This window comes from Bacillus sp. Nf3 (genome assembly GCF_003028545.1).
In the GTDB taxonomy this organism is placed as follows: Bacteria; Bacillota; Bacilli; order Bacillales; family Bacillaceae; genus Bacillus; species Bacillus safensis.
In genome coordinates this window covers 497,721-510,676 of sequence record NZ_PYUA01000003.1, presented here as the reverse complement: position 1 = coordinate 510,676, position 12,956 = coordinate 497,721, and the positions used below count along the sequence as shown (strand labels likewise).

Below are 12,956 nucleotides of genomic sequence, written 5' to 3'. Positions count from 1 at the left end.
TTCCTTACTCTTCTGGATCACCTGCTAGGAACTCTGGATGAATATCCTCTAACTCCTCATCCACTTCTTCTTCCCACTCGTGATCATCTTTTTCTTTCCAGTCTGAATTGACCTCTACAACAATTTTTGTTTCACCGACTACCTCAGCAATGAACTCTCGCTCTGCCTGAACGATAATTTTATTGCCATTTGGAGAAATGGTCACTTCTAAGCAATTGGGCTGCTGCAAAACTTTCGCAATCACTTCGTGCTCATCATCAAGAAAATTTTTATCTTTATATCTCAGTTTAATGATGTCTACATACTTCACACGCTCTGTGACGACTTCTGTTTTCGTGTTGTCAGCGTAAGAGTACCATACGTTAATATCAAATGTTCCTTCGATCTCAACCGTTTTACCGACCTTTTCAGCATCATACTTATGATTAATGATCCAACCACCTAGGATGCTGGTTGGTTTTTGCGATGGAGAAATGGTGTGTGTGCTTTGGGTGAATTTCCTCCCTTTTGCAACCACCGCTTTTGTAATAATTTCTCTGTATTCAGACATTCCGGCATGCCTCCTTGTTCTTGATCGTTTTATCTTATGCTGGGCATTCGTCTAGTGTGTCACGATTTTGAACTTCATGTTCAATTAAATTCATTTCTGTTTCAGTGTATGCATGGTCGCCCATAAACTTGCCTTGAAAATCGGAAAAGTTGGAGAGTGAGAGATTTGGAGTTGATGAAGCATGAAGAGAATGGGTAGTGCATTTCAATAGGAAAACAAAAAACCCCGCATCTGCGGGGTTTTCTCATTTAATGGAGCAACTTGGTGATGAGTTTTTTACTTTTGAACCGGTTTCTCCTAATAAGAGGTCACCGCCGGTTGAAAGAATGATTTCATCTGTTACTTGATTCGAAATTGTGTGCGCTACAAGCTGAAGCAGGGAATTGACTTCTGTTTGTGACTCTTTGAATTCTTGAATGACTGGGATGTCATCCAGTTCTTCCTGCAGGGCATCGATTTTTTCTTCGACTTGTTTTAATGCTTCATGTTTGCCGTAATGCTTTAAATTTACAGCTTGTTTTTGAAGCGCCTTAATTTGATTAATGATCGTTGAAATTTTTGTATTTTCATTGATTTGCGCTTCTGCTTTTTTGAAGAAATCAACTTCTTCCGTTTCAGAAATCATTTTAGCGAGCTCTCTTGCGCGCTCGACAATCTCTTTCTTTGAATAAAGTGTCATTTTAATTCACCTCGATAGCTTCTCCAACCATTTCTCCGTCAAGAGACCAAGTTTTGGCTTGTGTGATTTTCACTTTGACGATGTTGCCAATCGCTTCTTTTGGTGCTTTAAAATTCACAAGCTTGCTTTTACTTGTATATCCGGCTAGGATCTCAGGGTTGTTTTTACTTTCACCCTCTACTAATACTTCGACAATCTGTCCTTCATATTCCTTCATTTTTTTCGCAGAAATTTCATTCACAAGTGCATTTAGGCGTTGCAGACGTTCTTTTTTCACACGCATTGGCACGTTGTCTTTCATTTTCGCTGCCGGCGTTCCTTCTCTTGGAGAATAAATGAACGTATAAGCGGCATCAAACTCAACCTCGCGATAAAGCGAAAGTGTTTCTTCAAACTGCTCATCTGTTTCATTTGGGAACCCAACAATAATGTCCGTTGTTAATGAAGCATTCGGCATAGCTTCTTTGATTTTGCGCACAAGATCAAGGTAACGCTCACGGTCATATTTTCTCGCCATAAGCTTCAGCACAGAAGAACTTCCGGATTGAACTGGCAGGTGAATATGATCGAGAAGGTTTCCGCCCTTGGCTAGCACTTCAATTAAGTGATCATCAAAATCACGCGGGTGACTTGTTGTAAAACGGATACGTGGAATATCAATTTTTCGCAGCTCATCCATCAGGTGGCCAAGACCATATTCCATATCTTCAAAATCTTTTCCATATGCATTCACGTTTTGACCAAGAAGGGTAATTTCCTTATATCCTTCTGCTGCTAAACGTCTAACCTCTTGAATAATTTCATCTGGGCGGCGGCTTCTTTCCTTGCCGCGCGTATAAGGCACGATACAGTATGTACAGAATTTATCACAGCCGTACATAATATTCACCCAGCCCTTGATTTTACCTTGACGGGCTCTCGGAAGGTTCTCAATCACATCGCCTTCTTTTGACCAAACCTCAATGACCATTTCTTTTGAAAGGTAGCATTCAGATAACAGCTCTGGCAGGCGGTGAATGTTGTGCGTGCCGAAGATTAAGTCAACAAATGGATGTTTCTTCAAAATACGGCTCACGACAGATTCTTCTTGGGACATACATCCGCAGACACCTAAAATTAAATCTGGCTTTTCACGCTTTAATGCTTTTAAATGACCAAGCTCTCCAAACACTTTGTTTTCCGCATTCTCACGAATCGCACAAGTGTTTAATAAGATGACATTCGCATCTTCAGTTGAGTTTGTTGGTTCATAGCCTAGCGCCATAAAAATACCAGCCATCACTTCTGTGTCATGCTCATTCATTTGACAGCCGTATGTGCGAATATAAAACTTGCGGCCGTTCCCTAACCCTTGAAACTGCTCGTCAATTTGAAATTGATTGTATTCGACTTCTTCTTTACCCCGTTTTTTTGCATCTTTTAAGGAAGGCGGAATGTACACAGCTTCAAAATATTTGCTGTAGTCCTTCTCGGATTTTTTGTCCGATGAACTTACTTGTCCGCTCGCTTTTCTCTGCTCTTCATTCATGAATTTGTACTCCTTTCAAACCAAGTTCCACCCTACAGTATAGACTATTTTGTGATGAATTGAAAATAAATCATATACGGTTCTTCTATGAAAATTGTCTATTAGTCATAACCATTTTTCATAAAAAGAAAAAGAGAGCCTGCGCTCTCTCAATCAAGTATGTTTAGTTTTTTTGCTTCTTCTTCAATGATTGTCAGTGCCCGGTCTAGTTCTTCTTTTGTGTGCTCGGCTGTGATGATGGCTCTAATTCTTGCCTTGCCTTTTGCTACTGTTGGGAAGGCGATGCCTTGAGCAAACACACCTCGTTCTATTAAAGCTTTTGAGAAACGAAAAGTAAGTGCTTCGTCTCCAATCATGATTGGGATAATCGGTGTCTCTGTTGGGGCGACTTCAAATCCAAGGCTGATGACCTTTTCTTTAAAATAAGCGGCGTTCTCCCAAAGTGTATCGATTCGCTCCGGTTCATCTAACAGCACTTCAATCGCTTCTTCACACGCTCTAGTCACAGCTGGCGGATGTGAGGTGCTGAATAAAAACGGTCTTGCTTTATGTTTTAAATAATCAATTAAAACCGCTGAACCAGCTACGTAACCACCGAGCACTCCGACAGCCTTACTAAGTGTCCCGACCTGAATGTGCACTCTGCCGTCGAGTTTAAAATGGTTGACTGTCCCGCGGCCATTCTCGCCAAGCACGCCAGAGGCATGCGCATCGTCTACCATGACAAATGCATCATATGCTTCTGCTAGCCTGACGATTTCAGGAAGTGGCGCGATATCACCATCCATTGAGAAAACACCGTCTGTTACGATGAGACGGACGCGATAATTCATTGATTTTTTCAAAATCTTCTCCAGCTCTTCCATATTGGAATGACTGTATACCTTTTTATCTGCTTTGGTTAATCGGATTCCATCAATAATTGAGGCATGATTCAGTTCATCCGAAATGACAATATCATCTTTTGTCAGGATACTCGATAAAACCCCTTGGTTGGTCGTAAAGCCTGATTGGAACACAAGGGCTGCCTCTGTCTTTTTAAATGCAGCAAGCTTTTTTTCAAGACGTTCATGCATTGTCATTGTGCCGGCGATGGTTCGAACGGATCCTGTACCCGCTCCGAATTCATCAATCGCCTCTTTTGCTGCTTTCATCAGCCTTGGGTGCGAGGTGAGGCCTAAGTAGTTATTTGAGGAGAGTTGTATAACAGATTGTTCATTTAATGTAACAGTGGATGATTGTTTTGAGTCGATCTCTTTCAAGGTTTGGTGGGTGCCCTGCTGCTTCATTGTTTCCAATTCATCTTGTAAATACGTGAATTCCTTCATCATTTCTTCCCCCTTTGATATGATGGCATCATCAGTACGACTTTTCCGCACGTACCATTCTTCATGAGTTCAAAACCCTTTTCGAACTCTTCAAATGGCAGTGTGTGAGTGACAACTGGCTTTACATCAATGGTATTCGTTCTTAACAGCTCAGATACTTGACGCCACGTCTCAAACATTTTTCTCCCCGTGATCCCTTGCACGGTTAATCCCCTAAAAACAATTTGGTTCGTAATATCAATTGTCACTGGCCGTTCTGGCAAGCTTAGTATATTGACCTTTCCTCCATTTGCACAAGCTTCGAGTGCTTGATTAATGGCAGCTGGATGACCTGACATCTCACACATTACGTCTGCCCCTTCCATCCGGGTGAGCTGCTTAATCATCGCGACTGGATCATCTTTTCCAATATCCACAATATGATCTGCACCCATTTTTCGGGCAAGATCGAGCCTGTATTCATTTTTATCAACGGCGAACACTTGAACAGCTCCAGAAGCTTTTGCGACAGCGATTGCCATTAAACCGATTGGTCCGCAGCCAAAAATCGCCACAGATTTACCTGAAACAGGTGTGTGCAGTACTGTATGGACAGCATTTCCTAGCGGCTCTTGTATAGAGGCAAGTTCAACTGGCATTTGAGCCGGATTATGCCACACATTTTGTTCAGGTATTTTGACATATTCAGCAAAACAGCCATCAATGTCTACCCCTAAAATTTTCGTTTCACTGCACAAATGCTGCTGCCCTGTTAAGCACATATAACATTGATTACATACAACATGCGTCTCAGCCGATACAAAATCCCCTACTTTTGCTCGTGAGACCTGCTTCCCCACTTTGACAACTTCCCCTGTAAATTCATGTCCAAAAATGTAGGGCGCTTTGACTCGTCCCTTAGCCCAGTCATCCCAATTATAAATATGCACGTCTGTTCCGCATATCGAAGTGGCTTTCACTTGGATCAAGACTTCATGATCTTTGATTTCTGGAATCGGCATCTCCATCAGCACCGCTCCGTAAGCGCTTTCTTTTTTAACAATTGCTTTCATCGTTCCACACATGACGTACAACCCCTTTGTTAAAAAACTTCTCCCAATCAGATTTTAACACGACTTATTTTAGTCGTAAACACCACTGTCTACTAGATAAAGACAAATGAACACCCCACATATTTTTTTAGATATTTTTCTAAAAAAAAAGCAAATCTCCGGTTGATAGGAGATTTGCTTTCATCGTCAGCGTTTCTTTGAAACGGCAACATATAGGGCTGGCACAATAAATAATGTCAGAATCGTTGAGAAAAAGACACCTGATACAATGCAGATGGCCAGCGGCTTAAAGAGTGGATCATGACTTAATGCAACAGGCATTAATGCAACTAGTGCCGTAAATGCTGTTAAAAGTATCGGTCTAATCCTTGCTCTTCCCGCTTCAATGACAGCTGTCTGTTGATCAAATCCTTGCTTGCGCCGCTGTTCAATAAATTCGAATAAGACGACCGCATTTCGAACGACAATACCAGCCAATGAGACAATTCCCATTGTTGCCATAAAGCTGAATGGCGTTTGTGTGACAAACAGTCCGATAATGGCTCCTGATACGGCTAAGTAAACCGTTCCTAGAACTAACAGTGGAAGCATCAATGAATTGAACTGGAATGCGATGGTCACGTAAATGAGCAGCAGGACAACCGCAAATAAGAGACTAATTTCAATAAAGAACTGGGTCTGATTTTCATTTTCTCCACCTTGTGAAATGGTCAAATCCTTCGCTGCCGCGCTTTTCCCCACTTGATTAACGACTTCTTTCATATCGTCTTTAAACGAATCTGATGCGCCGGGATACGCCTTTAGCGTAATGGTTGGAACTCCATTTTCATGTGGAATGCTTTCATACTGCTCTGTTTCTTTTTCTGTTACATATCGGCTAAGCGGCTCAAGTTGAGGCATACCACCCTCGTTTGTCTTCACAGGCACTTTCAATTCTTTTAGCTTTAAACCATTTTGATGTGTACCTGTATCCTGTTTCACCACCAAATCGATATCATTTGTTCCTTGTTTAAAGGTACCTAATGGAATCCCTTCTGTCACAAGCCCAAGCTGTCTGCTGACAAATTGAGCACTGAGCCCATCCTCTGCCATTCGCTCACGGTTTAATTCAAAGGAAATCGTTTTCGCCGGCTTATTGACATCATCTGTAATCAAGCTTGCTCCTTTGTCTTTCATTTCATTTGTCAGCGTTTCTTTGACATCAATGAGCTTTGTAAAAGAGTCACCTGCAACTGTTACTGTCACTGGCGCTCCAGTTGGCGGTCCTTGAACAATGGTTTTCATAAAGAGATCAGCCTCTTTGAATTTCTCTCGCAAAGGCTCGGTCATACGATCTATCAATGCCTTACTTGTCATCTGATCATTGTCTACTCTTACAACAATCTGACCAGTGTGGTCATTTGCATTTGAAATACTTTCATTAAACAGATTCGGCACCCCGCCGCCTGCAAAAATCGACGTTTCTTCAATGCCTTTTTGCTGCTTAATTTCTTGTTCTATTTTCTTTAGTGTTTCATTTGTTTTGTCTAATGTTGTTTCACTTGGAAGCGTGACAGTGACGACCACTTCTTTCTTATTTGCCGCAGGGAAAAATTCAAATGGTGTGACGAAAATAAGTAAAAAAGCAAGCGTTGCAACAAGCAAGCCACTTAGTCCAATAACGAGCGGCCGCTTCACAATGTTTTTCAGCACACGGTCTGCATAGAAATCCGCCAGCTTTTTTAATGGTTTTCCTAGAAAGCCCGGCTCTTTTTCACTCTTCTTGTTCTTTCTTTTCCTGTTCATAGTATATTGATAGACCGGCACAAGTGTCAGTGAAATCACCATGGACGCAAGCACAGTCGTTACTAGAACAGACGGTAGTGCCCGAATAAATGAACCGTTTGCACCTGATAAGAAAAGAAGCGGCAGGAAAGCAAATACAACAGCAAGTGTTGATGTCAAAATGGACCCTGCGACTTCTTTTACGCCAGCAATTGTTCCTTTAAGCGGACTTTCGTATTTTTTCATTTGTCTTAAAATATTATCATTGACGACAATCGCATCATCGACAAGTATCCCTAAGGCAATGATAAAGCCGATGATCGAAATTTGATTGAGATCCACTTGTAAAAATGGCAGCGGAATGGTTCCAATTGTAATGGATAGCGGAATGGCGAGTGAAACGATAAACGCCCCGCCAATCGTGAGTCCAAGTGTAGTAACGATAATGACCGCGATGACTGCAACAATGGCTTCTTTTATTAAATCATTGAAAATGGCATCCACTTCACTTTTTTGTGAATAGTAGTCTACCCACTCCACCCCATTTGGCAGCTGCTTTTCTTTCTCAATGACATCATTGACTTTGTCATACATTTTAGGAATATCAAGCCCTGGTTTAATATTCACTGTAAATGAATAGGAGGGCTTTCCGTTATAGGACACAATATCACTTTTCTCTTTTTCTACTTCTTTTAAGCTGCCAAGCTGACTAATTTTGACCGGCTCTCGTTTTGTTTTTGAGAAAAGCTCAATTTTTTTGACTTGATCTAAGCGGTCATATGTATCGATGGACAGCTTGACCTTCTCTTTACCTGCCCGAATATCGCCTAGTGGAGATGTATCAAATTCCTGATTGATGGCATTTGTGACATCAGTTACATTGAACCCTTCACCCTCCAGCTTGTTTGAATCTAAGTTTAATATCGCTTGTTTGTCATTGAAGCCTTTGATAACGACATTTTCTACCCCTTTGATGTCCTCTACTTTTTCCTTTAATGCACGCAGCGATTTCTGACTTTTTGCTAAGTCCGATGATTGACTCGACACAATCATATAAGAACCAACGGGTACGCTGCCGAACTCATCCTTTACATCCGGCTCCATCACTCCGTCAGGAAAAGATGACGCAGCACTTGTCGTTTCATTCTTAATTTGACTTGCCACCTTTTGAAAGTCGGCTTGATCCTCAATTTCAAGCACAACATTTGAGAAACCAATGGCAGAAACCGAGCTCGTTTTCTCTACACCATTGATATCAGATAAAGCTGATTCCAGCTTATTGGTGACGTCTCTTTCCACCTGTTTTGCATCTGCACCAGGAAAAACGGTAGAAATCGTGACGAGATTCGCCTCGAATTCTGGAAGTTCTCGTTTAGGAAGCTGCGCGAATAAATAGCCGCCAGCAATGAGAACGATAAAAAATAAAATAAAAACAAGCTTTCCTCTTTTCAAAAAAGCTTCGAACATTATTTCACCTACTTAAATATTTATTTTTGATGAAGTAAATTCAACTTAACCTTAATTTATCATCATGGTGAAAAAATGCAAGCTCTAATATGTCATTTTTATCTATTTCACGAACTGAATATGTTATATAAGAAATGTATAGCGGTAAACAAAAACAACCTGCTTACATGATGTAAGCAGGTTGAAAATAATAAAATTAGAATTATCGTGGCTCAACAATCAATTTGATGGCGGTTCTTTCTTCTCCATCGATCAGAATGTCAGTAAAGGCTGGAATGCATATCAAATCCACTCCGCTTGGCGCAACAAATCCCCTTGCAATGGCGACAGCCTTAACCGCCTGATTCAGTGCTCCAGCGCCGATTGCTTGTATTTCTGCTGCACCGCGTTCACGTAAAACGCCCGCTAATGCTCCTGCTACTGAATTCGGATTTGACTTTGCTGAAACTTTTAAAATTTCCATTTCTGCTCCCCCTTAAATTTACAATGGATAAGTGAGTGTTCATTAGAACAATCTTTGTTAGATGATGCTATTTTTTTGAAAACCCATCCCCAAAATGTTTTTCAAAAATAGCAGGCTACCTACCATTTTTACTATATTCACGATAGAGGGCGCATATTCCTTCTTTCTGATTAATATTTTTCTGAAATAAATATGTGAACATTTATTCAAAGAAAATATGGTCATCATTTATCAAAATTCGATCAATTTTGACAGCTTTTTTCGACTGTTCGTCAATTTCTACTATTACTGCACTCAACGTTGTGCGGCCTTCTGCAATTTCAAACCGGACTGGGAGACTTGTTTTGAATCGTTTAATAATCGTTTCTCGGTCAACACCTAAAATGCCATCATAAGGTCCTGTCATCCCAACATCTGAAATATACGCAGTTCCTTTTGGCAATACGCGGTTATCTGCTGTTTGAACATGTGTATGCGTTCCAACGACACATGATGCACGGCCGTCTGTATACCAGCCCATTGCTTGCTTTTCACTTGTGGCTTCACCATGAAAATCAATAAAAATAAACGGTGTCCGTTTGGATGCTTCCGCAATTAATTCATCTACTTTTTGAAATGGGCAGTCAATTGGCGGTAAAAACGTACGTCCTTGCAGGTTAATGACAGCCAATTCTTTTCCTTGTTTTTTAATAAACGTGAGACCTTTTCCAGGTGTGCCTTCTGGGAAGTTAGCAGGACGGACCATATGGGCTGCGTCATCGATGAAATCGAAAATGTCTCTTTTATCCCAAGTATGGTTGCCCATTGTGAGCACATCAGCTCCTGCTTGCAGGAGCTCATGATAGATTTTTTCAGTCAGACCTTTCCCATGAGCAGCATTTTCTCCGTTGACAATGGTAAAGTGCGGCTGATATTTTTTCTTCAGCTTTGGCAAGTATTCTTTCAGTGTATCTCTGCCAGGTGAACCGACGATATCTCCAACAAATAATATTTTCATGCGCTTTTGAACCCTTTCTCTTATAAATTGATCTTCTTATCAGTGTTGCATATTTACACAAAAAAATAAAGCGGCGCTAAGCGCACCGCTCTATTTTGCATACTCTACTGCGCGAGTTTCTCGAATGACTGTCACTTTAATGTGACCAGGGTAATCGAGCTCGTCCTCAATTCGCTTACGAATATCCCTTGCTAGACGGTGAGCTTCAAGATCATTAATTGAATCTGGCTTCACCATTATACGTACTTCACGTCCAGCCTGTATCGCAAACGATTTTTCAACACCTTCATAAGATTCAGAGATATCTTCTAATTTCTCAAGTCTCCGAATGTAATTTTCAAGCGTCTCACTTCTTGCACCAGGGCGTGCTGCAGATAATGCATCAGCTGCCGCAACAAGAACAGCGATAATAGATGTCGGTTCTTGGTCACCGTGGTGAGAGGCAATACTGTTGATGACAACAGGATGCTCTTTATATTTCGTCGCAAGCTCAACGCCAATTTCTACGTGGCTTCCTTCTACTTCATGATCAATGGCTTTTCCAATGTCATGCAGAAGACCTGCTCGTTTTGCAAGCTTTGCATCTTCTCCAAGCTCTGAAGCCATGAGACCTGCAAGATGTGCAACCTCAATTGAATGCTTCAGGACATTTTGTCCATAACTTGTACGGAATTTCAAGCGGCCGAGAATTTTGATCAGATCCGGATGCAGACCGTGAACTCCGACTTCGAATGTCGTTTGCTCACCCATCTCGCGGATATAATCATCGACTTCACGGCGTGATTTTTCCACCATTTCTTCAATTCGTGCAGGATGAATGCGGCCATCCTGGACTAGCTTGTCCAGAGCTATCCTCGCTGTTTCACGTCTAATCGGATCAAAGCCCGATAGGATAACAGCTTCAGGTGTATCATCTATGATCAAGTCAATACCAGTTAACGTTTCTAACGTACGGATATTTCGTCCTTCACGTCCGATAATACGACCTTTCATCTCATCATTTGGAAGATTGACTACAGATACCGTTGTTTCAGCTACATGATCAGCTGCACAACGCTGTAACGCAAGTGAAAGAATGTTTTTCGCCTTTTTGTCAGCCTCTTCTTTCGCTCGGTTTTCAGATTCTTTCGTCATGACTGCAATGTCGTGGGAAAGCTCATTTTCAACTTGATCCAGAATGATTTGTTTCGCTTCATCTCGAGTTAGGCTTGAAATGCGTTCCAACTCGGCTTTCTGCAAACGAATCATATCATCCACTTTGCTTTCCATCTCTTCAATATGTTGTTGTCGTTCATTCAGAGAATGATCTCTCTTCTCCAACAGGGACTCCCGTTTATCTAAAGATTCGTCTTTGCGATCAAGATTTTCTTCTTTTTGAAGTAAACGGTTTTCTTGTCTTTGAAGCTCATTTCGTCTTTCACGAACTTCTTGCTCCGCCTCTACACGAAACGAATGAATTTCATCTTTCGCTTCCAAGAGCGCTTCTTTCTTCAATGCTTCCGCATCACGCTTTGCATCCTCAACAATTTGTTCGGCCATGTTTCTTGCGCCGGATATTTTTGCTTCTGCAATGGTTTTACGAACAAAGTAGCCAACAACTAAACAGATTAGGCTCAGCAAAATGGAGATGATCGTAAACATCGTAGGCGACATATTTTCACCTCCTCTTGCTATGAACTTGGTTTTACAAATAAAGTGTCGGCATGTACATTGTTTTGTGTCTCAACATACAGGGCCTTCACAGGGAATGAGATCCTCACTGCCCTTGTCAAGTTTAAATTAGTTATCAATCATGTTAAGAAAAACAAGTGATACATTCCCATTGTAATTGTGTCGGAAATACTTGTCAAGCTAGCTATCTTAGCGTTTGCAAAAGCAGATCAGAATTTTTCTTGATTCAGCAGCTGATATACTTTATTGTTCACTTGGCCCAGTTTAGTGTTATTTTGTATATTGGAGAACAAAACAACGATGGTTTGACCAGATTTGCTAAAGCTGTTCAAAATGTTGAAGCCCGGCATGACACCATGGCTTGAATAGCTACCGGGAGCAACATAAAATCCCATTCCGTATGTGGAGCTGCTTCCTGGCGTAAACATCTTTTTATGGCTCTTCTGCGAATACAGTTTGCCGTCAATCAGGGCTTGGTCAAATTTGTACATATCTATAGCACTCATATAAATATCTCCAGCACCGTACAGCTGAGATAGATCGGGCATATACGGTGTAACCGCTTTGCTGCCTTTCAGCTTATACCCGACAGCAGGATAAGGTTCTTTTTTATATGTTTTGTAAAAGCCTGCATGCGTCATTCCCGCCGGTTTAAAAATATGATTCTTTATATATTGTTCATAGGACTCACCGCTTACTTCAGCAACAATATAAGCAAGAACAGAATAGTTGGAATCCTTGTAGCTCCATACGCCCGGCTGACGATTAATTCCCTGACGTTCTATGTCTTTTATTAATTCGTCCGGAGTAATTGCTCCGTTTCCTTCAATATGTCCGTTTATTCCCGATGTATGTGTAAGCAGATTTTTCAAAGTAATTGTATGTCCGTTAGGGAAATGAGGTAAATACGTGCTTACCGGATCACTTGTCTGAAGTTTCCCCTTTTCCTCAAGCTGTAAAATGGCGGTTGCAATCAGCGCTTTTTGTGACGAACCGACATAAAAAGATGTTGATGGATTATTTCGAATTTTTCGTTTACGGTCTGCATAACCAAAACCTTTATTTGTTACGATTTCTCCATTTCTAACAATCATGGAGGTTCCGCTGAAACCAATCTCCTTTAAATAGCTGCTGATTTTGTGATTTCGGTCCACAGTTTTGATTTGTTCCTCTGATTTTTTGGCGGTTTTCCTTTTGACTTCTTTTTTCTGACTGTTTTCTAAAGCTATTGCAGTTTTTTGAAACGGGTTCTTCTCTTCACTATTTCGATGAAGCACATTCCACATCGTTAAGCAAATCATCGCTACTAAAAAAACAAGCACAATTTTTCCCTTCTGACTTGGTTGTTTCCGGCTACGTTTTGCATTTCTTCTGCGGGTCGGGCTTGTCATTAGTTTTTCCTCCCAAAATAAATGCCATTTTGTACACTTTAGACGGATGAAGTACTGAAAAAGTTG

10 protein-coding genes are annotated in these 12,956 nt (G+C 41.1%); all 10 read right to left on the bottom strand.

Annotated features, from left to right (window positions below; all coding sequences use genetic code 11):
* Nucleotides 1-4: 4 nt before the first annotated feature.
* The gene (gene cotE, locus C9414_RS12025; protein ID WP_039178732.1) at nucleotides 5-550 is read right to left on the bottom strand and encodes an outer spore coat protein CotE; all 546 of its coding nucleotides are present in this window, start codon (nucleotides 548-550) and stop codon (nucleotides 5-7) included.
* Nucleotides 551-794: 244 nt separating this feature from the next.
* Nucleotides 795-1,229, bottom strand: a complete 435-nt coding sequence (ricA, locus tag C9414_RS12020; protein ID WP_047202216.1) for a regulatory iron-sulfur-containing complex subunit RicA — start codon at nucleotides 1,227-1,229, stop codon at nucleotides 795-797.
* A gap of 1 nt (nucleotide 1,230) precedes the next feature.
* Nucleotides 1,231-2,757, bottom strand: coding sequence for a tRNA (N6-isopentenyl adenosine(37)-C2)-methylthiotransferase MiaB (gene miaB, locus C9414_RS12015; protein ID WP_034281907.1), 1,527 nt, complete (start codon nucleotides 2,755-2,757; stop codon nucleotides 1,231-1,233).
* A gap of 149 nt (nucleotides 2,758-2,906) precedes the next feature.
* A complete protein-coding gene (locus tag C9414_RS12010; protein ID WP_107163707.1) occupies nucleotides 2,907-4,088 on the bottom strand; it encodes a glycine C-acetyltransferase in 1,182 nt (393 codons plus the stop codon).
* Nucleotides 4,085-5,149 (bottom strand): L-threonine 3-dehydrogenase, encoded by a 1,065-nt coding sequence (gene tdh, locus C9414_RS12005; RefSeq protein ID WP_047202214.1) that lies wholly within the window; start codon nucleotides 5,147-5,149, stop codon nucleotides 4,085-4,087. The genes C9414_RS12010 and tdh overlap by 4 nt, the downstream gene beginning before the upstream one ends.
* A 174-nt stretch (nucleotides 5,150-5,323) precedes the next feature.
* Nucleotides 5,324-8,368, bottom strand: coding sequence for an efflux RND transporter permease subunit (locus C9414_RS12000; protein WP_107163706.1), 3,045 nt, complete (start codon nucleotides 8,366-8,368; stop codon nucleotides 5,324-5,326).
* A 202-nt stretch (nucleotides 8,369-8,570) separates the two neighbouring features.
* A complete protein-coding gene (gene spoVS, locus C9414_RS11995) occupies nucleotides 8,571-8,831 on the bottom strand; it encodes a stage V sporulation protein SpoVS (protein WP_003211281.1) in 261 nt (86 codons plus the stop codon).
* A 202-nt stretch (nucleotides 8,832-9,033) separates the two neighbouring features.
* A complete protein-coding gene (locus C9414_RS11990) occupies nucleotides 9,034-9,828 on the bottom strand; it encodes a TIGR00282 family metallophosphoesterase (RefSeq protein WP_047202212.1) in 795 nt (264 codons plus the stop codon).
* 90 nt (nucleotides 9,829-9,918) lie between these two features.
* A complete protein-coding gene (gene rny / locus C9414_RS11985; protein WP_003211958.1) occupies nucleotides 9,919-11,481 on the bottom strand; it encodes a ribonuclease Y in 1,563 nt (520 codons plus the stop codon).
* 227 nt (nucleotides 11,482-11,708) lie between these two features.
* Nucleotides 11,709-12,890 carry a serine hydrolase domain-containing protein gene (locus C9414_RS11980; protein WP_107163705.1) on the bottom strand — a complete coding sequence of 394 codons (1,182 nt, stop codon included), beginning with the start codon at nucleotides 12,888-12,890 and terminating at the stop codon, nucleotides 11,709-11,711.
* Nucleotides 12,891-12,956: the final 66 nt, after the last annotated feature.

Bases quoted from the DNA above. Each gene is read 5' to 3' on its own strand.
- spoVS (WP_003211281.1), bottom strand. From the start codon at position 8,831: ATGGAAATTTTAAAAGTTTCAGCAAAGTCAAATCCGAATTCAGTAGCA.
- C9414_RS11990 (WP_047202212.1), bottom strand. From the start codon at position 9,828: ATGAAAATATTATTTGTTGGAGATATCGTCGGTTCACCTGGCAGAGAT.
- C9414_RS11980 (WP_107163705.1), bottom strand. From the start codon at position 12,890: ATGACAAGCCCGACCCGCAGAAGAAATGCAAAACGTAGCCGGAAACAA.
- ricA (WP_047202216.1), bottom strand. From the start codon at position 1,229: ATGACACTTTATTCAAAGAAAGAGATTGTCGAGCGCGCAAGAGAGCTC.
- C9414_RS12010 (WP_107163707.1), bottom strand. From the start codon at position 4,088: ATGATGAAGGAATTCACGTATTTACAAGATGAATTGGAAACAATGAAG.
- cotE (WP_039178732.1), bottom strand. From the start codon at position 550: ATGTCTGAATACAGAGAAATTATTACAAAAGCGGTGGTTGCAAAAGGG.
- tdh (WP_047202214.1), bottom strand. From the start codon at position 5,149: ATGTGTGGAACGATGAAAGCAATTGTTAAAAAAGAAAGCGCTTACGGA.
- C9414_RS12000 (WP_107163706.1), bottom strand. From the start codon at position 8,368: ATGTTCGAAGCTTTTTTGAAAAGAGGAAAGCTTGTTTTTATTTTATTT.
- rny (WP_003211958.1), bottom strand. From the start codon at position 11,481: ATGTCGCCTACGATGTTTACGATCATCTCCATTTTGCTGAGCCTAATC.
- miaB (WP_034281907.1), bottom strand. From the start codon at position 2,757: ATGAATGAAGAGCAGAGAAAAGCGAGCGGACAAGTAAGTTCATCGGAC.